This is a genomic window from Paenibacillus sp. sgz302115 (assembly GCF_056120445.1).
Genome location: NZ_JBVYOK010000011.1, coordinates 61779 through 83870, shown reverse-complemented (window position 1 = coordinate 83870; position 22092 = coordinate 61779). Strand labels below are relative to the sequence as shown.

General features: G+C 53.3%; 15 protein-coding genes and 1 riboswitch. Of the genes, 14 read left to right on the top strand and 1 reads right to left on the bottom strand.

Going from position 1 to position 22092, the window contains the following annotated elements; translation table 11 throughout:
- The first annotated feature begins 9 nt into the window (after nt 1–9).
- From AC0LWN_RS20010 to AC0LWN_RS19960, 11 genes are all read left to right on the top strand, one after another.
- On the top strand, nt 10–849 hold the full coding sequence (locus tag AC0LWN_RS20010; protein ID WP_474668376.1) for a carbohydrate ABC transporter permease: 840 nt from the start codon (nt 10–12) through the stop codon (nt 847–849).
- A gap of 363 nt (nt 850–1212) precedes the next feature.
- Nucleotides 1213–2607: an ABC transporter substrate-binding protein gene (locus AC0LWN_RS20005; protein WP_474668598.1), complete on the top strand. Its 1395-nt coding sequence runs from the start codon at nt 1213–1215 to the stop codon at nt 2605–2607.
- Between the two features lie 97 nt (nt 2608–2704).
- Complete coding sequence (locus AC0LWN_RS20000; RefSeq protein ID WP_474668374.1) at nt 2705–4516, top strand: sensor histidine kinase; 1812 nt, start codon at nt 2705–2707, stop codon at nt 4514–4516.
- The gene (locus AC0LWN_RS19995; protein WP_474668372.1) at nt 4509–6116 is read left to right on the top strand and encodes a response regulator transcription factor; all 1608 of its coding nucleotides are present in this window, start codon (nt 4509–4511) and stop codon (nt 6114–6116) included. Before AC0LWN_RS20000 ends, AC0LWN_RS19995 begins: the two co-directional genes overlap by 8 nt.
- A 27-nt stretch (nt 6117–6143) precedes the next feature.
- A complete protein-coding gene (locus AC0LWN_RS19990; protein ID WP_474668370.1) occupies nt 6144–7952 on the top strand; it encodes a hypothetical protein in 1809 nt (602 codons plus the stop codon).
- Between the two features lie 34 nt (nt 7953–7986).
- Entirely contained in the window at nt 7987–9120 is a 1134-nt protein-coding gene (locus AC0LWN_RS19985; protein WP_474668368.1) for a glycoside hydrolase family 88 protein, read from the top strand.
- 26 nt (nt 9121–9146) lie between these two features.
- Nucleotides 9147–11030 (top strand): DUF2264 domain-containing protein, encoded by a 1884-nt coding sequence (locus tag AC0LWN_RS19980; RefSeq protein ID WP_474668366.1) that lies wholly within the window; start codon nt 9147–9149, stop codon nt 11028–11030.
- 120 nt (nt 11031–11150) lie between these two features.
- Entirely contained in the window at nt 11151–11960 is an 810-nt protein-coding gene (locus tag AC0LWN_RS19975; RefSeq protein WP_474668364.1) for a GNAT family N-acetyltransferase, read from the top strand.
- Nucleotides 11961–11981: 21 nt separating this feature from the next.
- A complete protein-coding gene (locus AC0LWN_RS19970) occupies nt 11982–12497 on the top strand; it encodes a DNA topology modulation protein (protein ID WP_474668363.1) in 516 nt (171 codons plus the stop codon).
- A gap of 88 nt (nt 12498–12585) precedes the next feature.
- The gene (locus AC0LWN_RS19965) at nt 12586–13740 is read left to right on the top strand and encodes an AI-2E family transporter (RefSeq protein ID WP_474668362.1); all 1155 of its coding nucleotides are present in this window, start codon (nt 12586–12588) and stop codon (nt 13738–13740) included.
- 19 nt (nt 13741–13759) lie between these two features.
- Nucleotides 13760–15271, top strand: coding sequence for a carboxylesterase/lipase family protein (locus tag AC0LWN_RS19960; protein ID WP_474668360.1), 1512 nt, complete (start codon nt 13760–13762; stop codon nt 15269–15271).
- Between the two features lie 438 nt (nt 15272–15709).
- Here the strand turns inward: AC0LWN_RS19960 and AC0LWN_RS19955 are convergent, their stop codons facing one another.
- Nucleotides 15710–16882: a PstS family phosphate ABC transporter substrate-binding protein gene (locus AC0LWN_RS19955; protein WP_474668358.1), complete on the bottom strand. Its 1173-nt coding sequence runs from the start codon at nt 16880–16882 to the stop codon at nt 15710–15712.
- Nucleotides 16883–17088: 206 nt separating this feature from the next.
- A riboswitch (FMN riboswitch) is annotated at nt 17089–17237 on the top strand.
- A gap of 130 nt (nt 17238–17367) precedes the next feature.
- Here AC0LWN_RS19955 and AC0LWN_RS19950 point away from each other — a divergent pair.
- From AC0LWN_RS19950 to AC0LWN_RS19940, 3 genes are all read left to right on the top strand, one after another.
- Complete coding sequence (locus tag AC0LWN_RS19950; protein ID WP_474668356.1) at nt 17368–18357, top strand: DMT family transporter; 990 nt, start codon at nt 17368–17370, stop codon at nt 18355–18357.
- 306 nt (nt 18358–18663) lie between these two features.
- Nucleotides 18664–20427 carry a sensor histidine kinase gene (locus AC0LWN_RS19945; protein WP_474668354.1) on the top strand — a complete coding sequence of 588 codons (1764 nt, stop codon included), beginning with the start codon at nt 18664–18666 and terminating at the stop codon, nt 20425–20427.
- A complete protein-coding gene (locus AC0LWN_RS19940; protein ID WP_474668352.1) occupies nt 20424–22064 on the top strand; it encodes a response regulator in 1641 nt (546 codons plus the stop codon). The genes AC0LWN_RS19945 and AC0LWN_RS19940 overlap by 4 nt, the downstream gene beginning before the upstream one ends.
- Nucleotides 22065–22092 lie beyond the last annotated feature (28 nt).

Genomic DNA, 22092 nt, shown 5'->3' with positions numbered 1-22092 from the left:
AAGAAGCATATGGAAATGCGCTCAGGCCTCGATTGGCGCAAAATTATCGTTACGGTTGTGATGTTTGCGGGAAGTATATTGTTCCTGCTGCCTTTTATATGGATGCTGGTCACCTCGTTCAAGGTGGAGTCGGAGGTATTTGCTTATCCGATCCAGTGGCTGCCTAAGCAATGGAATGCGATTGAGAATTACAAGGAGGTCTGGTTCGGGGATTACCCGTTCACGCTGTATTACTGGAACTCGATCAAGGTGGCGGTGATTACAACTGCGGCGTCCTGCCTGATCTCGGCAATGGCTGCTTACGGCTTCTCCAAAATCAAATTCCGCGCCAGCAATATCCTGTTTATGATCGTGCTTGTTACTTATATGATTCCAGGACAGGCCATTCTGATTCCGCAGTTTATTATTTACCGCAACATCGGGCTGTTCGACAGCCAACTGGGCCTCATTCTGCTAGGGACTTTTAGTGTGCTCGGAACGTTTATGCTGCGGCAGTTTTTTATGGGCCTGCATCAAGAGTTCATTGAATCGGCCAAAATCGACGGTGCAGGACATCCGCGTATTTTCTGGTCGATTGCCCTGCCGCTGGTGAAGCCTGCGGTGGCCACCTACGCGATTCTCCGTTTCATCTGGACCTGGAACGATTATCAGAACCCGCTGATCTTCATCCGCAGCGACAAATTGCTGACCCTCCCGATTGCGATCCAGAAGTTCACTTCCATGAGCGGAGAATTCTATTCTCTGATTATGGCTGCGGCGGTATCGGCAATCCTCCCTCTGATTATTATTTTTATTCTGGGTCAAAAGAATGTTATTGAGGGAATCGCGCTCGGTGGTGTGAAGGGGTAAAATCACAGGTGGACTGGCTGCTACAACCGCAAAAACTGGTGTATAAGATGAACTTGAAAAAATCAAAAAAAAGGGCGGAGTGATGGAGGGGAAGTTTGGAACTGGAGGAGCGGAGCGTCCGCCTTTATGTTTGGATTTCTACCGCGAACAGCGGTTTAAATCAGGAAATCCAAACATAACAGCGGCCGGAAGTCCAAACATTCCCCGCAGTCACGACCAAGCCCCCAATTTTTAAATATCAAGTTCAGTTTATATAGAAGTAAAAATAATTCAATAAAAGTAAATATTGTTTCATGTGCCAAATGAAAGCGTATTCTATAATTCATTTATGAGTCACCTAAATATTCAAGGGAGGGTTCAATGATGGTCACAAGAAAAGTATGGCCGGCGGCAATTGCGGGGGTTCTGATGTTAAGCCTGCTGGCTGGCTGCGGCGGCAATAATGCTGCAAATAGTAATGAAGAGGCGGGCAAGGCAACGAATGGAGCAGCAGCCGGCAGTACAGAGAAAACAAACCTGCGGCTCTATACCTATGGTACGGAGGAAGCCTACAACTGGAAGCACACGCTGGAGGCTTATGAAGCAGCCAATCCGGATGTCACGATTGAACTGGTGCAGTTGAGTGAGAAAGGCGATACACAGGAGGCTTTCAAGAAGCTGGATCTGGAGGCGGCATCCTCTGCACAGATGGATATTCTCATGTTCAGTGATGCAGCCGGTTATGCGCAGCGTGTGGCGCTCGGCATGGCTGAGCCTTTGGATGACTATATTGCCAAGGATGGCTACAAGGTAGAAGAAGACTATAAAGTGGATACCCATCTGGATGGCAAGGTCTATGCGCTGCCAGGCAAATTCAATCCGTGGTATGTGCTGCTGAACAAGGATAATCTGGATGAGGCGGGGCTTGCGGTTCCAACCGATTGGACCTGGGATGATTTTGCCGATTATGCCAAGAAGCTGACCAAGGGGGAAGGTGCTGAGAAGCGTTACGGCGCGTATTTTCACGGTCCGCAAGCAGGGGGCTGGATGGAGTTCCTGAAGCTGAAGATGGAGAACCAGCCGCAGAACTCTGAATTTCTGAAGGCAGACGGCACCTCCAATCTGGATGACCCGAATTTTAAGGCAACGCTTGAGCTCAGACTGAGAATGGAAAAAGAGGATAAATCCTCGGTGCCCTACACTGACATGATCTCTCAAAAGCTGGCTTACCGCACACAATTCTTCAACCAGTCCGCCAGCATGATTCTGATCGGCAGCTGGATGAACACGGAAATCGGCGGAACGGAAAAGGTGCCTTTGAACTTTAATCTCGCGGTAGCTCCATTTCCCAAGAACAACGCTGCGGATGAGAATGGTCTGACTCCAGTGACTACAGATTATGTGGCCGTTGCTGCCAAATCCAAAAACAAGGAAGCCGCCTATAAATTTGTCCGCTGGTACACTACGGAAGGCCAGCTTGTCCAAGGCAAAAACATTCCGGCCTGGAGCAAGGTGACAAGTGATCAAGTCGAAGGCATTATTGACACGATCCTTGCCGGCACGAAGAATCCGGAGAAGGTTGACAAGAAATCACTGGTAGACACACTCGTAGCTTCCAAAGCATCGGCAATCATTCCACCGGCCACCTATCAGGCTGAGGCATACAAAGCGATTAACGAGGAATATGAGAAGATGATTCTGGGCAACCAGGATGTGGATACGACGATTCAAAACTCCCAGGACCGTGTTAATAAAATAATTGCGGCCAACAAAAAATAATTTGATATAATGTTAACAAATTCAAGTGAGCATGGGGCGGCCTGCCTTCCTTAACTGGAGAGCAAAGCCGTTTCTACTTGTTTAGGGGGACACGGCCATGCTTAGCAGACTCAGGGAGCTCACCCCGAAATCAATCCGGCACAAGCTGATCATAGCTTCTATAGCCTGTATTCTGGTTCCGGCTGCCCTCACGCTGCTCATTTACAATTCCTTGACCCAGGAGGCCGTCAAGCGGCAGGCGATCGCCAATGCGGAGGATTCCCTGCAACTGGTGAACGGCTCGGTGACGAACAGCCTGAAAGGGATGCTGACCATCGCCAATTATGTCCAGACCAATCCGGGGCTGAAAGCCTATTTCAAGCTGGCGGCGACCGATAATGTCAGCGGCAATGAGTATCAGCGGTTTATGGACTCGAACCGGGTGCTGGAACAATTGGATACCCTTACAGTCGTTGGACAGAACAGCTACGTTACAATTCTATTGACGAATAATACCTATTTCATGAACTATTCTGTTAGCGATTACAATCCGCTGGATATCAAGAAGAAGAGCTGGTTCCGCAAGATGACGGAGCTGAAGGGATTGGAGTCCTACTGGGCGGGCGTGGAGCCGACCGGGTTCTCCTACGATAAATTTGATCATCCTTATCAGATCACGGTGGCCCGGACTCTGCGTCTGGACAGCACGGAGATCTATGGCTATGCGGTGGTGACGATTATGGAGGATCAACTGCATAATATCTTTGGCAATCTGTCGGCGGGACAGAAGGTGGTGCTGCTGGACGGGGATGGCAACATTGTGTCGGAGGCGGATTCGGAACGGCTTGGCCAGCCTTTTCCTTATGCGGCTGCTGTAGACGGGCTGGATGGCTCCGGGGTGGTGACGATTGCCGGGGACAGATATCTGGTGGTCCAGCAGCAGCTTTCCTTCAACGGCTGGCGCCTGGTGCTGATGCAGCCCTATAAGGAGAGCATCGTCGATATCAGCTCGATCTTTAACCGTGTGTTTATCATTCAACTGCTCTCTTTCTTCTTATTTCTTCTTCTGCTGATTACACTTGTGCGCGCCTTCACGAAGCCGCTGGTAAGGCTCGGCAAGGTGACAAGCGCGGTACAGCGGGGCAATCTGGAAGTGCGTTCCGGGGTCCGGGGCAATGACGAGATTGGACGGCTCGGCCTGCTGTTCGACCAGATGCTCGACCGGGTGAAAGAGATGATCTTTGAGGTATCGGACACCCAGGCACGCAAAAGAAAGGCAGAGCTGAAAATGCTCCAGGCCCAGATCAACCCTCATTTTCTGTTCAACGTGCTGAACTCGATCCGCATGAAGGTGATGAAACGCGGAGATCCGGAGAGCGCCAAAATGATCGGCTCGCTGTCCATGCTGCTGCGGATGACCATCAGCCGGGAGGAGGACGAGATTTTTCTGCATGAGGAGATGGATCTGGTCTCGCATTATGTCGGCCTGATGAATTTGCGCCAGAAGGAGAAAGCGGAGCTGCAGCTGGATATAGATCCGAAGGCTTTTCTGATTAAGGTGCCGCGCTTCTTCCTTCAGCCGCTGGTCGAGAACGCGCTGATTCACGGGCTCAGCCAGCAGCCGGGGATCATCAGCATCCGGGCGGCAGTAGAGGAGAAGGGGATTGTCCTCACGGTTGCTGACAACGGGCGGGGGATGAATGCAGATGTGCTCGCATCCATTAAGAGCCGGTTGGAGGAGGAGACCGGGAGCATTCCTGCCTCCGAGGAGCCTAAAGGCTCTTTCTCCGGCTTGGGCATGTCTAATGTGGCGGAACGGATGCGCATGCTGTTTGGCGGGGATTTTGCCATTGATGTGTCCAGCACAGAAGGCACAGGCACGCTGATTGAGATGCATATTCCACACAGGGAGGAGATAGGGGATGTATAAGGTCATGCTCGTGGATGATGATTATCCGGTGATAGAGCTGTTATCCGAGAGCATCCGCTGGGAGGAGCTGGGCTTTGACCTGATGGGCACTCATGAGAATGGTGAGAGCGCGTGGGAGCATGCGCAGCAGGAAATGCCGGATATTCTGATTACGGACATCGGTATGCCACGGATGAACGGACTGGAATTGTCCGCCCGTGTCAAGGAGCTGAAGCCGGGGGTCCAGATCGCGATTTTGTCCTGTCATAATGAATTTCAGTACGCCCAGCAGGCGATGCGCCTTAATGTACAGGATTATTTGCTGAAGGATGCGCTCGACCCTGAGGATCTTGTAGGGCTGCTGCGGAGATTCAAGGAGTCTCTCGAAGAGGAAAATCGTGCAGGCTGGGAGAATTCCAGAATCAAGCATCTGTTCAGAGAGACCAGAGAGCTGCGCAAGGAGCGAAGCATCAAGAACTTCATTCACCAGCCGCTGCTGTCTCCCGAGAAATGGATGGATGAGGTTGCCGAGTACGGACTGCTTCAGCATGAGGAATTCTGCCTGCCCGTCATAGCGTACCTGGAGGATTACAGGCACGTGAAATACCGTTTTTCCTCGGATCAGACGCTGCATTTTGCCGTGAGCAATGTCATGAATGAAGTGCTGGACGGGATGAAGCCGCGCGGACTTTATATTGGCTATAATGTGAGAGCCTCATTCCTGCTTTTCTCCTACAGGCCAGGACTTCATGGAAATATTTATGCTGAAGCCGCTGCCGGGCTGAAGGTCATCCAGTCAACCTTGTCCAGAGTGCTGAAGGTCCGCATGTCATTCATTACCGGGGAGGGCGCGGGTACGCCGAAGGAGCTCAAGCAGCAGCTATCTGTATTGCTGAATGCCGAAGAGCAGCGTTTCTACCTGGTGCCGGAGGAGATTGCGAAAAGAAAGACTGTTCTTTTACCGTCCATCCCGGGCAATCTCTTCGCCCATTATGATCAGGCAACGGCGGAGCTGAGGGAGGTGCTGCTTGGGCGGCAGGCGGAGCAGGCGCGAGCCGTGACAGAGAAATGGATATCTCTGATCCGTAATGAGAAGTACCCGCCGGAAATGGTAAAGGACTGGACGCTGAAGCTGTTGCTGGACCTGAAACTGAAGCTGCATTCCTTGCAGTATATCCGGCCCGCTTATTCGGCAGATACGCTGCACAAGGAGATTGTGGATATTGATTCTCTGCTGGCGCTGCGGGAATGGCTGGACAGTCATCTTGAATCCATTGTTGCCGCGAAAGGGGCGGGAGCCGGAGGCAGCAAAAGGGCTGAAGTGACGGAAGCCTGCCAGTATGTTTCTCTGCGTCTGGGTGCAAGGATCAGTCTCGATGAGGTGGCGGATCACTTGCATTTGAATGCCAGCTATTTCAGCAGGCTCTTTAAGAAGGAGACAGGCATTACTTTTATCGAATATGTTACGAGGCTGAAAATGGAAAGAGCTAAGGAGCTGCTGGATGGGACCCATTCCACCGTGGGGGAAATCTGCGAACAGCTTGGCTATGACAACCAGAGCTATTTTATAAAGACATTTAAGATTCATGCGGGGGTAACACCGGCGGAATACCGGGGCTAGCTTGCATGGCGGGAAAGGCGGCGCGTGATGGAACGATCCGAACTGCTTGCGGCAGTCAGAAATATGGAGGAAGCCGATCTCAGGCTGTATTACCCGGATGGAAATCCGGCGGGCTTTTGGTCGACGGTAAGGGATTCACCGCTGTACGCGGAGGAAGTAGCAGAAATTCGCGGAGAAGGGGCAAGGCTGAGGGGGACGTCGATTCCAGGGCTTACTTATGAGCTGTTCTCCATCTATAGCCGTACCGGCTCCAGGCTGGAATATGAGCGGGTCTATTTCGAGCGGAGAAGAATATTGAATACGGCTGTGCTGCTCATGCTGCTGGAGCCGGAGCAGGAAGCGCATGTAAGCGCTGTATGCGAGATTCTGTGGAGTATCTGCGGCGAAAATACCTGGTGTCTGCCCGCGCACGTGGGGGAGAGCGGAATTTCAGAGACGATTGATCTGTTCTCGGCCGAGACCGGCTTTGCGCTTAGTGAAATCGGCTGCTTGCTTGGGGACCGGCTTCCAGCCCTGCTGCAGGCCCGGATTAAGGAAGAAGTACATAAGCGCCTGTTCGTGCCCTACCTGACCTCGGGTCCATACCACTGGGAGACGGCAACGCATAACTGGGCCGCTGTCTGCTCCGGATCGATTGGTTCGGCAGCCCTGCTGCTGATAAAAGACCCTGAGGTCCTTGCAGATATTCTCATCAAGGTGCAGGGTACGATGGAATATTACCTTCAAGGCTTCGGGGAGGACGGTGCCTGTCTTGAGGGGCTGGGCTATTGGAATTACGGCTTTGGTTATTTCGTCTATTATGCCGATCTGCTCCGCCGTAGAAGCAAGGGAGCGCTGGATTGGTTCCGGCGGGACAAGGTGGGCAGCATTGCCGCGTTCCAGCAGAAATGCTTTCTAGGCGGGGGCTTGGTGGCGAATTTCTCCGATTCTCAGCAGACCGGCAGCGTGTTCCTGGGCCTAAGCCATTATCTTGCTGCGGCCTATCCCGAAGTGGAGCCGCCTCCCGCGTCTCTTCGGGCCGCGTACACGGACGACCACTGCAGCCGCTGGGCTCCGGCGCTGCGCAACCTGCTCTGGCGCAGCCCGGAGGCGGGCAGCAGTGAATGGGACAGCGCCAGCAGCTATTTGCCGGATGCAGAGTGGCTGTTGTCCCGCAGAATCGGGCCGGAGGGTGCGTTCGGCTTGGCCGCGAAGGGCGGGAACAACGATGAGCCTCACAACCACAACGATCTCGGCCAGTTCATTCTGCTCGGAGAAGGAACGGTCTACCTCTCTGACCTTGGATGCGGGGAGTACACCGCCGATTATTTCGGTGCAGCACGGTACTCTTATGACTGCAACGGCTCGCAGGGCCATAGTGTTCCGATTATTGACGGGCAGTATCAGCGTGCCGGAGCGGATGCATATGCGGAGGTTCTAGAGGCTGCTGCGGGCGGAGGCACGGATGTGCTGAAGCTCGACTTAACCCGGGCCTACAGCAATGTGCGGCTGGAGCAGTTGACGCGTTCCTTCAGGTGGCACAAGGAAGGGAAGCTGCCGGCGCTGGAGCTGATCGACGAATTTCGGTTTAGGGAAGCGCCGGAGGCGTTGACTGAGCGGTTCGTGACCTTTTGCCAGCCAGTGCTGGAGGACGGCAGTATTCTGCTGAGAGGCCATGGCGGGCGGGGGCTGCGCATCTTCAATGAGGGCGGCGCACTTAGGGCGGAAATTTCTGTACATACCTATAAGGACCATTTTGGAGCTGTTAAGACCTGGTATGGTCTCGATTATCATGCCTTAGGGGAGCCCGACAAGCAGGCAAGATATGAATTCAAGTTTCAGTTCATGAACTTATAAATAATATCAAATCCATGAATGGCGGTGGCTCAAGATGACGGAAACAAAGCTGAATTGGGTAGAAGAGGCATGGAGCAAGGCACTGGAGAAAACACAGCGGAATAGTCTGCGGATAGGCGCGGGATTCCCCCATGCCAGTCAAGGCGGAACCTATGTGCTGGAGCAGCCGCACTGGTGGACGGCGGGCTTCTGGCCGGGCCAGTTGTGGCTGCTGTATAACGGCAGCAAGGATGAATCTTTGCGGGCGCTGGCCGAGCAGTGCGAGGAGCAGCTGGACCAGGTGCTGAATGATTATGTGCGTCTGGACCATGATCTGGGGTTCATGTGGACCTTGACCAGCGTGGCTTCTTATAAGCTGCTGGGGAGCGAGGTCTCGAAGGTAAGAGCGCTGAAGGCGGCGAATTTCCTGGCTGCACGCTTTAATCTGAAGGGCAGCTTCATCCGGGCCTGGAATCCCTGGTACGAAGGTGAGGACAACAGGGGTTATGCCATTATCGACTGCTGCATGAACATGCCGCTGCTCTTCTGGGCTGCGGAGGTCACCGGAGATCCGCGTTACCGTCATATTGCTGAGGCGCATATGGATACGGTCGTGAAGCATTTCATCCGCCCGGACGGCTCAGTGTATCATATTGTCCGCTTCGACCCGGAAAGCGGGGAATTCATCGAAGGCTTGGGCGGCCAAGGCTACTCGGCAGAGTCTGCCTGGTCCAGAGGAGCGGCCTGGGCAATCTACGGGCTGACGCTGGCCTATCATCACACCGGCAAAACTACGTATCTCCATACAGCCCAGAAGGTGGCCCACTTCTTCCTGGCACGCCTGCCGGAGGATCATGTGCCGCATTGGGATTTCCGCGCACCGGAAGAAGCGCGGAAATTCCGCGATTCATCGGCCGGTGCGTGTGCTGCGAGCGGACTTCTGCTTCTTGCCGGGAAGGTCGGGGAGATCGAGGCACCGGTATACCGGGAGCCTGCGATTAAGATGCTGGAGTCGCTGTACCGCAATTACGGCACCTGGGGCAATGATGCCGAGGAGGGGCTGATTCTTCATGGCACGAGCCACTATCCGGCAGGTACGAACATTGACGTTCCATTGATTTACGGGGATTACTTCTATGTCGAAGGTCTGGCGCGTCTGAAGAACATTGGCCCATTTTATTGGGAATAAATAAGCTCACTATGGGAGTGGTAAGGATGAGTAAGCATTTGGAGCAGATAAAAGCGAATCCGCTGGTTACCAAAGAAGATATGAAGGAAGCCTTCCGGCAGCTGGTCTATCCGCTGAAGCCGCATTACAGCGAGGGGCATGCCCGCCTGAAGCTGGGAGTAACCGGAGTCCATTATGGCCCGGATATTGCGGAGATGGAAGGCTTCTCGAGGGTGCTGTGGGGGTTCGTGCCTTTTCTTGCCGGAGGCGGAGAAGATGCGCTGTGGGACAACCTTCTGGACGGCATCAGGAACGGTACAGATCCCGGGCATCAGGAATATTGGGGTCTGGTCGGCGATTATGATCAGCGGCTTGTAGAGATGGCGGCATTCGGCTACGCACTGTCACTGATTCCAGAGCGGATCTGGGGGCCGCTGAACGAGCGGGAGCGCTCGAATCTGTATGCCTGGCTGAATCAGATGAATTCGCATCCCTGCTATGATTGCAACTGGCTTTTCTTCAATGTGCTGGTCAATCTGGGCTTCCGCAAGGCGGGACTTCCTTATGACGCGCAGCAGATGGAAGCCAACCTGCGGCGCATAGATGATTTCTACTTATCGGACGGGTGGTACAGCGACGGAATCGGCGGGCACAGCGATTATTATGTTCCGTTTGCACTGCATTTCTATGGTCTGCTGTATGCCAAGCTGATGAATGACGAGGACCCTGAGCGTTCACGTGTATTCAAGGAGCGCGCCGCGAAGTTCGCAGGTGAATTTATCCATTGGTTTGCCGAGGATGGTTCGGCCCTTCCGTATGGAAGAAGCCTTGCATACCGCTTCGCGCAGTCTGCATTCTGGGGGGCGCTGGCCTATGCCGAAGTCGAGGCGCTGCCTTATGGTGTAATCAAGGGATTAATCCTGCGCAATCTGCGGTGGTGGTTCAAGCAGGATATTCTCAATGAAGCAGGCGTGTTGACCATTGGTTATGCTTACCCGAATCTGGTGATGGCGGAGAATTACAATTCTCCGGGCTCGCCTTATTGGTCCCTGAAATACTTCATGCCGCTGGCGCTGCCGGACGAGCATCCCTTCTGGATTGCCGAAGAGCTGCCGCTTCCTGAGCTTGAGACGCTGGCTGTGCAGCAGCCTGCGCATTTGGCCATTTGCCGCCAGCCGGAAACCGGCCATGTCGTCGCCTTCAACAGCGGGCATCTCTCGACCAATGATCATACGCACACTTCGGCCAAATATGAGAAGTTCGCTTATTCCACGGCTTTTGGCTTCAGTGTGCCCCGCTCGGAATGGGGAATTGGCCAGGGTGCGTTCGATTCCATGCTGGCCCTCAGCGAGGCTGGCGACAATCTGTACCGCGTAAGAAGACAGAACGAGGAGTCGCGGATCGAAGACAATATCCTGTACTCCCGCTGGAAGCCGTGGCCGGACGTTGAGGTTCAAACCTGGGTTGTGGCTGGTCTTCCCTGGCATATCCGTATCCACCGCCTGCAGACCGAAAGAGCGCTGGATGCCGCTGAAGGCGGTTTTGCTGCCAGCCTAGAGCCTGCGCACCAGGAAATCGTCTCTGCTGACCGCAAAGGAATCACGGCAATCAGCAGCCACGGCGTCAGCGGAGTCCTTAGTTTTGCCGGCCACAGAGAAGCTGTGATGATCCGTCCGAATACCAACACTAACGTGCTGATGCCCCGGACCGTTATTCCGACACTGCTCGCCAGTCTAACTCCCGGAACACACTGGCTCGTCTCGGCGATCTATGGAGAGCCGGTTGACATGAGCACAATGAGCGCGGAGATTGCTGCACGACATACTCAACAAGCAGGCGATCCGCTGCAGCTTCTGGGCGTCCGGATTAGTGAACAGAAGATCAGCATTACGGCCCGCAATGGCCGAAGCGTAATTCTTCCGCTGGATTGATTCAAGCGAATATTATGTCGTGTAGATGCTCTGTTGCCGGAAATTGTTGGCAGCGGGGCATTTATTTTTGCAGGAGGGAGGATTATGATTGAAAGAAAGGGAGATTAAGGGGGAGAGGTAATGTTTGAGAGATTTGAAGCGGATGATCGGGTGCTGGAGAGTGGGCAGTTCGTCCGGGAGGAGGTTCGGTATAATATCATCCGCCGGATTATCGAATATCCCGATGCGGTCCTTCTTACTACAGCGGAGCGCAATTTGATTCTCGCTCAAGCCGGGGGGCATAATCCGTGGCTGTGGGTGTCGGATGAGCTTGAAGCTCAGCAGCAGACCAGGCTGGTGCAGGAGCTGGCAGAGTGGGTAAGCGATTATGATTTCCCCGGGATCTCTGCACAGCAGGAGACGGCGAAGACGTTTGCGGAGGTTTTTTGCGGAGCCAAAGGTAAACTCTATCATACCAATATGATACTGGAGGCCTATCAATGCCCTGAGGTGCGGCGGCCTGCGCAGGTCAAGGGAGAGCGGATACAGGCGAAGGCGGAATTGATTCCGGTGATTGCGGAGTTCATGCTCCGTTTCATGGAGGACGCCTTTGGCGAGAAGGGGCAGGCGGAGCATTTTTTGAAGATGGCTGAAGAGGATGTCCGCTCCGGGAATCTCTATCTATGGACCGTGGAGGGCACGCCTGTTTCGATGGCCAAAATCACTAACCGCTCAGCCCGGCATGGACGCATTAATGATGTATTTACACCGCGTAACCACCGCAAGCACGGATACGCTAGTAGGCTGGTTGCGGAGCTGAGTGCGTTGCTTCTTGCCGAAGGTCTGACCCCAGTGCTCTATGCGGATGGCAAAAACCCCGATTCGAATAAGGTCTATCAGTCGATTGGCTTTCGGCACGCCGGACAAATTGCCGACATCAAATTTGACTGAGTGCGCCACATAGGAGGTTGTATGCAAAGAATATTAATAATCGGTTCAGCAGGTGCGGGCAAATCGACCTTGAGCCGAAGGATTGGCGAAGCACTGGATCTTCCCGTAATCCATCTGGACGCCTTTTATTGGCAACCTGGCTGGGTAGCCACGGAACGCGAGGATTGGGAGCAGGTCGTCAAGGCCCATGTGGAAAAAGACACCTGGGTACTTGACGGGAATTATTCAGCAACCCTGGATATACGGCTGGAGCGGGCGGATACGGTGATTTTTCTGGATATGCCCAGGCTGCTGTGCCTTTACCGTGTTATTAAACGGCGGATTCAGTATCATGGACGGACCCGGCCGGATTTGAATGAGGGGTGCCCGGAGCGGCTGGATTGGCCGTTTATCGTTTGGATCTGGAATTACCGTAAGCGCAGCAGAAGCAAGGTAGTTGCGAAGCTTGAAGCGTGCCGGGAGGAGAAGCAGGTGATTATCCTCGACAGCCGCCACAACATCCAAAAATTCATCAGCTCCATCACCCGCCAAATTTGACTTGCGGCCCCGGCGTTGACTATGCTATTACATAGTACAAATAATCTTACATATGAATGAGGCAAATGTGGTAAGGGGTGGGGGAACGATGGATAGGCTGCAGGTATGGCCTGAGAAGTTCAAGAAATTTATTCTGAATAACAGATTTGTGGTATCTCTGCTTATTGTGCTGCTGATCGGGGTAAATGTGCTGGTATTCTCGAAGGTTCCGTTCGTCTTTAAGCCGATATCGGTGCTTCTGAATACGGTGGCTGCACCGCTGCTGCTGTCAGGGATCTCCTACTATCTGCTGAATCCGCTGGTTGACCGGCTGGAGCGGAGATTCAAGATCAGACGGGCATATGGCATTGTCATTTTATATCTGCTGATTGCCGGGATTGTCACGCTGATTCTGCTTACGGTGATCCCGATCATCCGTTCTCAGTTGGTTGGCCTAATTGACAATTTCCCCAAATACAGCTCTGAGATTCAAGATCAATTCGTCAAACTGACCGGCAGTGAGCTGTTTGGGCAGATTCAGGAAAATGTCGGCACGGATTTCAAGGATATCACCAGTAAAGTGACCACATGGGGGACCACTTTTCTGAACAATGCCGTTAGCGGTGTAGGCAACTTCGTTGGCGCGCTGACGGAGATTATTTTGGCTGTGGCTACCACGCCGTTTATATTGTTCTATCTATTGCGGGACGGAAGAAAGCTGCCTGATTATTTGTTGAAGTTCATTCCTACCGCTCTGCGGCCGCAGACCCGGGAAGTGATGTCGGAAATGAACAGCCAGGTGGCCTCCTATATCCGCGGGCAAATTATTGTTAGCTGCTGCATCGGCGTTCTGCTCTATATCGGCTATCTGATTATCGGGCTGGAGTATTCACTGGTGCTGGCAATTGTCGCGGCTTGTACGGCTGTTGTTCCTTATTTGGGTCCGGCGATTGCCATCACTCCAGCGTTGATCGTTGCAGTGGTGACCTCTCCGTTCATGCTGCTGAAGATGGTGTTTGTATGGACTGCCGTCCAGCTTATTGAAGGGAAGTTCATCTCTCCGCAGATCATGGGCAAGTCGCTGAAGGTTCATCCGATTACGATCATTTTTGTCATTATTTTTGCAGGTAAAATGTTCGGGGTGCTCGGCATCATTCTGGCAGTACCGGGTTACGCCGTGCTTAAAGTGGTTGTTACCCATGTGTTCCAGTGGTTCCGCCTCCGCTCCGGATTATATCAGCAAACTGTAGAGAACAAGGAATAACAGGAAGAGGATGATTGACATGACAGCACCACTGGTAACCACATTATATGGGAAGCTGCAGGGCGCCGAAGAGGATGGCGTAAAGGTGTGGCGCGGGATTCCTTTTGCAGCGCCGCCTGTCGGCAAGCTGCGCTTTCGTGCGCCGCAGCCGCCGCAGCCTTGGAGCTCCGTTAGAGCTGCGCTGGAGTTCGGGCCGGTCAGCCACCAGCCAGTGAGTACCAGCAGCACCCGGTTTGGCGGCACGTCTCCGGTGTATTCGGAAGACTGTCTCTATCTGAACGTCTGGTCTCCTGCCGCAGAGGGTGAATCGCTGCCCGTGATGGTCTGGATTCATGGCGGAACCTTTGTCACCGGTGCGGGCAGTCAGCCGATGTTCGACGGTGCCAATATAGCCCGTAACGGCAAGGTGGTCCTGGTTACAGTAAATTACCGGCTGGGACCGTTCGGCTTCCTGCACCTGTCCCAGCTCGGCGGAGGCCTTGCCTCTAACGCCGGCCTCCTGGACCAGATTGCCGCGCTGGAATGGGTGCAGGGGAACATTGCCGCCTTCGGCGGCGATCCGCAGCGCGTTACAGTCTTCGGCGAGTCGGCGGGCAGCATGAGCATCGCAGCACTACTGGCAATGCCTGCCGCGAAAGGGCTGTTCGCGGCAGCGATCATGGAGAGCGGCGCGGCGCAGAGTCTGCAGCCGCAGCAGGGGGAAGAGATTGCCGCAGCGCTTCTTGCTGAGCTGGGGCTTACCCCCGGCGGCGACCTCACGCTGCTGGACACTCTTCCGGCAGAACGGATTCTGGAAGCGGGCGCTCGTATGACGTACAAGCTGTCCGGTGAAGCGCTCAGTATGTTTTTCCAGCCTGTAGTGGAGCCTTTCACCTTGCCGGTGGAACCCGCTGAGGCTATAGCCAGTGGCGCGGCAAGCGGGATTCCACTGCTGATCGGGACCAATCTTCATGAAGGAAATCTGTTCTTCCGGGAAGAGCGGCCAGGCGAGAGCTTCGAGCAATCGCTGAAATCGCTGGAGCTGCTGATGGGTATAGATGATCTGGCTGAGCTTGCCAAGGGTTATCCGAAGTCATGGGAGGGCCAGGCCGAGTTTCTGACGGACCTTTTTTTCTGGGGCAGCTCGATTGCATTGGCGGAGAGCCAGCTAGGGTTAGCTCCGGTCTGGATGTACCGGTTCGACTGGACCGTTCCCGGTCATCCGCTGCTGGAAAAGGCCGTTCACGGTGCGGAGATCCTGTACGTGTTCGGCAACCTGCATCAGTTGAAGCATTACGGCCTTACAGTTACTCCAGAGATGGAGCGTCTGTCGGAAGCGATGCAGATGACTTGGACGGCGTTTGCCCACCGGGGCGATCCGTCTTCAGCCGGCCTGGCTTGGGCGCAGTATACGCTGGCAGACCGTGCCACGCTGATTTTTGACCAGGAAGTAAGAGTGGTGCAGGACCCTGATCAGGAGAAGCGCACACGCTTGTTCTCTTCCGCTTCGAACTGGCCTGCGCCAGCCGCAGGCGCAACTGAAGCTAACTAATATACTAAACCGCAGCGCTGCCGGACAAACTGGCAGCGCTGCGGTTTTTTTTCATGCTCGAACAGGGAGGCTTTTCTGGTAGATTCACACTCCGCTGAACTCCTGATCCAAGCAGAGGAAGCTCTTGCTGGAGTCGTTGCTTATCCCGTTATCGTAATTTGCCGAACATGCTAGTTGGAATTTCTCCACTTCATTTCTCTGCATGCACACCCAAGAGGTTGTTAAGTGGAAAAAGGAAACTTAAATCAGAGGAATTAAGCGGAATTGGGAGTAACTCGAAGAATTAGTTTTACTTTTTCCACCTAAAGACTGAAATTCTGCAGAAATCAAAGAATTAGTTTGCTTTTTTCCACTTATGGCTGCTGAGCAGGGGGGATTCCGTCACCGCCGCACTCCCCAGCCTGCCGGTCATAGGGCTGCCCCGGTTGCACCAAAAGATCATTTCAACGACGTATAGCCTGTCTTCTCCACCAGCTCCTGCCCCTCAGCCGACTGCATCCAGTCCAGGAACGGCTGGACGTTAGGGTTGACGCTTCCTGCGGTAACTGCGTAAAACTCGGCGGCAAAAGGGTATTTACCGCTGCGGATACCCTCTTTGTCAGGCTTGACTCCGTTGATCTCCAGCAGCTTGATGTCAGCATTGCCATTCATCTCGGAGGCATAGAACAAAAAGCTGAAGCCCAGCGCGTTCTTGAAATTGCGGTAGTCAGCTGTCCGGGAGATGATTCCGCTCATAACGTCCATAACGTCATCCTGCGGCGGTGTCATAAGCGTGCGGCCTTCCATGATTTTCTCCAGCATGGTCTGGCTTCCGCTGCCTTCATCCCGCTGAAAAGCCCGAATCTTCTCACGTTTGCCGCCGACCTCCTTCCAATTCGTCAGCTTTCCGGCATAGATATCCTTGATCTGATCTGTGGTCAGCCCGGAAACCTTGTTACGCTTGTTAACAAAAAAGACAAAGGCCTCTCGCCCGATTGGAGTAAGCTTAAGCTTCTTTCCGACCCGCTTAGCCTGTTTCTGCTGGGCAAGGGAGGGGGCGGCGGCAAAAATAATGTCGCTCTCTCCGGCGATCAGCCGCTTGTAGGCTTCGGGGGTTGTGGTGCAGAGCACCGTTCCCTCATCCATTCCATTCAAATTATAACTGCCTTCGGGGTATACGGCCTGCACATAAGCAGCATACAGCGGATAGAGCGCAGTAGCCCCGTCTAGCCGGGGGAGATTGTCCTTAATGTGGTACGAGGCCGTATGATCCAGAACAGCAGCTTTGGAGCCTGGAGCGAACGGCGTATACTGGTTCAGATCTACTTCCCGGTCATTCACTACAGTCAGGCTGTTGATGTACAGCTTATTCAGCTCATGTCCGGCGGTAGCCAGCAAGCAAAGACCGGCGAAGACTGCGAGGGCGATATGCCGGACACGCCGGGAGAGCAGCTGAAAAATCGCGATTACGGCATAAACGGCCAGCCCAGCGGCAATAACCACAACAAGCGGCGCGTAAAAGACAAGTCCACCGGCTAATGAGACGATAATATACGCGATAAATCCCGAAAAAACAAGGGCGATCAGCGCCAGAATCGAATAGAGCAGATTCGTTCCAAAGGATCTTTTCACAGCGGCCTCTCTTTCCTGTAACTAAAATATGGATAAAAAACACATTTCTATTATATCTGAACTCTACCAGAATATCTTCCAGATAATGAGATGGACCTGTACCAAAAATGCTGTGCATGATGAAAGAAATGTGAAGATTTTCATAAAATACTGGACGAAAAGCAGGAACAGAGGTATTCTGAGGTTGTGAAAATAATAACGGAATACAAGATTCTCGGGGTAAGGTGAAATTCCTGACCGGCGGTGATGTTCAAGCGAACTAAGCCCGCGACTTCTTTTCCCTGTCCGCAGGGGAAGGAACTGATCTGGTGACATTCCAGAGCCGACGGTAAAGTCCGGATGGGAGAGGATCATAAGGCATAGGCGACAGGGTTATTTCTGCTGTCTTTGCTCTGAATAACCCCCGAATGATGCCTGTTTGTTTCAGGTGATTCGGGGGTTTTGGTCTCTTATCGAGGGTTTGTATCGACAAGGAGAAATGAGTTATGAGTCAAGTTACTGCTTCATCTTCAGGAGCACGCACAGCACCGCTGCGCAGCGGATTCTGGCTGGTTGTGCTGGGAGCGGCGCTATGGGGCGTCGATCCGTTGTTCCGCATCATTTTGCTCAAATCACTGACCTCTTCCCAGATTGTGCTGCTGGAGCATGTCGTGCTATTTCTGGCTGCTGCACCGGTGCTGTGGCGCCACCGCGCCGAGCTGAAGGCTGTCCGCTTGCGTCAGGCCGCAGCACTATTGATCGTATCGTGGGGCGGCTCTGCCGTGGCGACGATCCTCTTCACCAAAGCCTTGTCCAGCGGTGACCTGAATGCCGTGCTTCTGCTGCAAAAGCTGCAGCCGCTGTTCGCCATCGGTCTTGCCGCTGTAATTCTTAAAGAGCGTTTGCCTAAAAATTTCGGAATATTGATCGTTGTCGCTCTTGCCGGAACCTATCTGTTAACCTTCGGCTGGACGATTCCTTTCGGTCATGTGAACAGCTTTATCGGCGTCAGCAGTCTGCTCGCGCTGGGGGCTGCTGCATTATGGGGCGCTTCTACGGTGATGGGCCGTTATTTGCTGGGTTCGATGAAATACGAGACGGTGACTTCGCTGCGCTTCATTCTTGCTTTGCCTTTGCTGTTCGTCATTACAAGCATGGAGGGGGCGCCTTGGCAAATCAACGGGGGGTTAGGCACATCAGCATTGATTGGCCTCAACCTGCTGCTTCAGGCTCTTCTGCCGGGACTGCTCAGCATGCTGCTGTATTACAAAGGGCTTAACACCACCAAGGCCTCATATGCAACACTGGCCGAGCTCAGCTTTCCGATGACCGGTATTCTGATCAACTGGATTGTATATAACCAGCTTGTAACCTTGCCGCAGATTATCGGCTTTGCGCTGATCTGGACTGCGCTCTTCTTCATCTCGAACCAGCAGAGCCGGCAGGCCGAGCCAGCCGCCCTTGATCTGTCCAAAACGAATAAAATCAGCGCCTGAGGGGACTGACCCCAGGGTGCTGCCAGTAAGAAGAAGATGTCTCCGGCAGCCATTTGCGGCTAAGGAGGCATCTTTTTTGTCTGATGCTGCCGCTTGGAGTATTCCAGCTATTACCTTTGCGTCCCGGAAGAAACTTTGTACAATAAAAGCTGTGACTCTATCCTGAAATAACGATGTCTAAACAGAGGACATTGTTATGGAAGCCTCGAATTTGGCGAAGCCAAATTGAGGGCCTTCTATGAATTTTCATCGTCTGAAGTGCCGATAAAGAGCGGCATGGATGTCTAGTGCGGGGTGTGAAGCAGTATGTACAGAACTAATTTGTTCAGCAAAATCGTAGGTATCATGGTCATTATGCTCATCCCGATTACCATTCTCTATTTCTACTCCAATAAGACGACTACCGATGTGCTGCGGAGCGAGCTGAACACTTCGAATAATAACCAGCTCAGCTTTTTTCAGAGCCAGGTGGAGACCAATATGGAGCTGCTGTCCTCCTGGCCGATTCTGCTGATTCATGATCCCGATATTCTTAGACTGAAGGACATTTCTCTTGCGCAAGGGAAAATGAATCTTGACGCTATCCAAATGGTAAAGCGGATACAAACCAAAATCAGCATCCAGGAAAGCTCCTCCAACTGGAACAGCAAGCTGTTTCTGTACTCTCCCTCTATTCAACGGATGGTAACGGAGAACGATGCCACGCTGTATAGTGACGATGATTTGAAGCGCAAGGTGAAACCGGGCTGGCATGTGGAGAAAATCAAGGATCAGGGAGAGGAGCGGTTCCTGTTCTCCTGGTATTCTTTTACACCGTATATGTCCGAGTTCTCTCCGCAGCAGGCAGCCACGATTATGAAGGTAGAGTTCGACAGCCGCAACATTGAGGATATGCTTGATAAATTCAAGAGCGACGGCAGAAGAGATCCTTTCTACTATAAGCCGGGAACGGGACTGATCTTCAACCGGAGCAGCGACCGGGTGCTGGCGGAGCAGCTGGTGAAGCGGCTGGAGCAGGGGGCGCTTACCGGCAGCGGAAACCGGACGCTGGACATCGGCCAGCAATCCTACAGTGTCAACATCGTATACTCCGCCAAAATGGGCTGGTATCTGATCGATTACATGCCGCTCTCGGAGATCCTGCAGCCGATACATACCTCCAACCGGTTATTTTATGTCTCAGTCGGGGCTCTGCTGCTCATGAGCAGTCTAGTGGCTTACTTGCTGTACGTGCAGGTGCAGGTGCCTGTCAGACAACTGGTGGGCGGGTTCCAGAAGCTCAAGCAGGGTGATTATTCCGTCCGTGTCGGCATTAAGGGCAGAAATGAGTTCAGCTTCCTTTCCGTCCGCTTCAACAGTATGGTTGAGCAGATGCAGGAGCTGATTGAAAATGTGCTGATGGAGAAAATTCATGTGCGCGAAGCGAAGCTGAAGCAATTGCAGTCGCAGATCAACCCGCATTTCTTCTATAATTGCTTCTCCTTTATTACGAGCATGGCGAAGCTGGACAATACCAAAGCAGTGATTGGCATGTCGCATAACCTGTCCAGGTATTACAGGTACACCACCCGTCAGGAGCGCGATTTGGTGCCGTTGCCCGAAGAAGTGGAATTCGTGACCCATTATCTGGAGATTCAAAAAATGAGAATGGCCCGCCTGCAGTATTCCGTGAGTATTCCGCCGCAAATGCGCAGGCTCGAGATTCCTCCGCTTGTGCTGCAGCCCTTGGTGGAGAATGCGGTGCTTCACGGTATAGAACCGGCGGCGGATGCCGGACGGCTGATGATAACGGGCACCTGCAGCGGCAGAAGGATGACGCTCACGGTGGAGGATGATGGAATAGGGATGCAGCCGGAGAGCATTGCCAAGCTGGAGCAAATGCTGAACCAGCCGATGGATGAAGAAATGGGCTGCGGACTATGGAATGTCCATCAGCGGCTGCGGCTTCGTTACGGCGAAGAATCCGGCATCACCTTTGCTCCTTCGCAGCTCGGCGGCTTGCAGGCCACCATTCATTGGCTGCTGCCCATCGTCCATTCTGAAAAGAGCACCCGGGAGGGAAAACAATGATCGAGCTATTATTGGTTGATGATGAAGCTTATGTGACGGAGAGTCTGGCCCGTACAATTCCCTGGGGGGAACTGGGAGTGGAGCAGGTGTATCAGGCGGCTTCCGGCCCCGAGGCACTGCAAATTCTGGAGCAGCATGACATCGACATTATCGTTACAGACATCTCCATGCCCGGCATGACCGGACTTCAGCTGATTGAGACAGCAAGTGAACGCTGGCCGGATCTCCGCTGCATTCTGCTTACAGGATACTCCGATTTTGATTATGCCAAGAAGGCGATTCAGCTTCAGGCGTTCGATTATATTCTGAAGCCGGTTAATGACGAGGAGTTCATACGGAGTGTCTCCGGCGCAATTGAGTCGCTTAAGGATGAGTGGGAGGCGCATGATCGCTACCATCTGCTGCTGTATAACCGCAAAGCCGACTATAGCGTGCTGCGCGGCAAACTGATGCATGATTTGCTGCTTGGGAAGCGAATGACTGAGCGGGCGCTTGCCTCGAAGCTTAAGGAATACGAGATTCCGTTCGATACCGGAGCAGAAGCGGTGATGCTGCTCATTCAGCTTGGCAAGCATTACACAGCAATGGACCCGGGCTCCATCTCACTGATGGAATATGCCATTTGCAATATTGCGGAAGAGCTGTTCGAGAACCGGTTCCGTGTCTGGTTCAGCAAAGCACCGCATGACTGCCTGATTCTGCTCGCGGAGCTGAGCAGAGAGACGCTGAACGAGATCGGGCTGCTGGACAACTACGAAGAGATCCGGCATGAGCTGCTGAAGGCGAATATCGCCAGCTTCCGCGAGAATGTCAGCGATTATCTGAAAGGCGAGATCTCGCTCGTCGTCTCGGAGTGGTTTGCTTTTCCCGATGAAATGACCGCTGCATACCGCAGTGTGCTCAGTACCATTTATTTGGCGGCGAATAATGAATCCGACTATGTATTGTTCCTGAAGGACAGCCATTTGCAGGAGCAGCAGGCCATAAGGCCGCTGGACAGTCTGTATCGCCCGCCGACGCTGATTCACCTGCTGGAGTCCAAGCAGTGGGAGGCCGCCCGCCAGAAGCTTGAAGACGTGTTCCGGGATATGGAGGGCGTGCGCTTTTCCAGAGAGCATCTGTATGAGGTGTTTCTGTCCATCACCAATGCCATCATGTATATTGCTCATAAGAGCGGACAATTCATTCTGCAGATTGACCAGCACTTGTTTGATCCGCTGATTGCCCAGAATATCATCTCTTCGTTCGACAAGCTGCGGGTGTGGGCGTTCGAGCTGCTGGAGCGGCTGAAGACAGAGCTGTCGGAGAGCGACCAGAATACGAAGAGTTACATTGTCAAGCAGGTGCATGTGCTGGTGGGGAGCGATTCCGGTCATGACCTGTCGGTGAAGACGATTGCCGAGCAGGTATATCTGCATCCGGTGTATTTGTCCAAGATTTACAAAGCCGAGACGGGAGAAGGACTGGGGGATTATATCATCCGCATGCGGATGGAACGCGCGCTCTATCTGCTGAAGAATACGAACAAAAAGGTCTATGAAATCACCACAGAGCTGGGTTATCAGAATCCGCAATACTTCAGCAAAATGTTCAAAAAGCACTATGGCATGACGCCGAATGAATTTCGGGATGGCTAGAGGCCGGATTATGAGCGAATCCAAGGGG

Bases quoted from the DNA above. Each gene is read 5' to 3' on its own strand.
- AC0LWN_RS20010 (WP_474668376.1), top strand. From the start codon at position 10: ATGGAAATGCGCTCAGGCCTCGATTGGCGCAAAATTATCGTTACGGTT.
- AC0LWN_RS20005 (WP_474668598.1), top strand. From the start codon at position 1,213: ATGGTCACAAGAAAAGTATGGCCGGCGGCAATTGCGGGGGTTCTGATG.
- AC0LWN_RS20000 (WP_474668374.1), top strand. From the start codon at position 2,705: ATGCTTAGCAGACTCAGGGAGCTCACCCCGAAATCAATCCGGCACAAG.
- AC0LWN_RS19995 (WP_474668372.1), top strand. From the start codon at position 4,509: ATGTATAAGGTCATGCTCGTGGATGATGATTATCCGGTGATAGAGCTG.
- AC0LWN_RS19990 (WP_474668370.1), top strand. From the start codon at position 6,144: ATGGAACGATCCGAACTGCTTGCGGCAGTCAGAAATATGGAGGAAGCC.
- AC0LWN_RS19985 (WP_474668368.1), top strand. From the start codon at position 7,987: ATGACGGAAACAAAGCTGAATTGGGTAGAAGAGGCATGGAGCAAGGCA.
- AC0LWN_RS19980 (WP_474668366.1), top strand. From the start codon at position 9,147: ATGAGTAAGCATTTGGAGCAGATAAAAGCGAATCCGCTGGTTACCAAA.
- AC0LWN_RS19975 (WP_474668364.1), top strand. From the start codon at position 11,151: ATGTTTGAGAGATTTGAAGCGGATGATCGGGTGCTGGAGAGTGGGCAG.
- AC0LWN_RS19970 (WP_474668363.1), top strand. From the start codon at position 11,982: ATGCAAAGAATATTAATAATCGGTTCAGCAGGTGCGGGCAAATCGACC.
- AC0LWN_RS19965 (WP_474668362.1), top strand. From the start codon at position 12,586: ATGGATAGGCTGCAGGTATGGCCTGAGAAGTTCAAGAAATTTATTCTG.
- AC0LWN_RS19960 (WP_474668360.1), top strand. From the start codon at position 13,760: ATGACAGCACCACTGGTAACCACATTATATGGGAAGCTGCAGGGCGCC.
- AC0LWN_RS19950 (WP_474668356.1), top strand. From the start codon at position 17,368: ATGAGTCAAGTTACTGCTTCATCTTCAGGAGCACGCACAGCACCGCTG.
- AC0LWN_RS19945 (WP_474668354.1), top strand. From the start codon at position 18,664: ATGTACAGAACTAATTTGTTCAGCAAAATCGTAGGTATCATGGTCATT.
- AC0LWN_RS19940 (WP_474668352.1), top strand. From the start codon at position 20,424: ATGATCGAGCTATTATTGGTTGATGATGAAGCTTATGTGACGGAGAGT.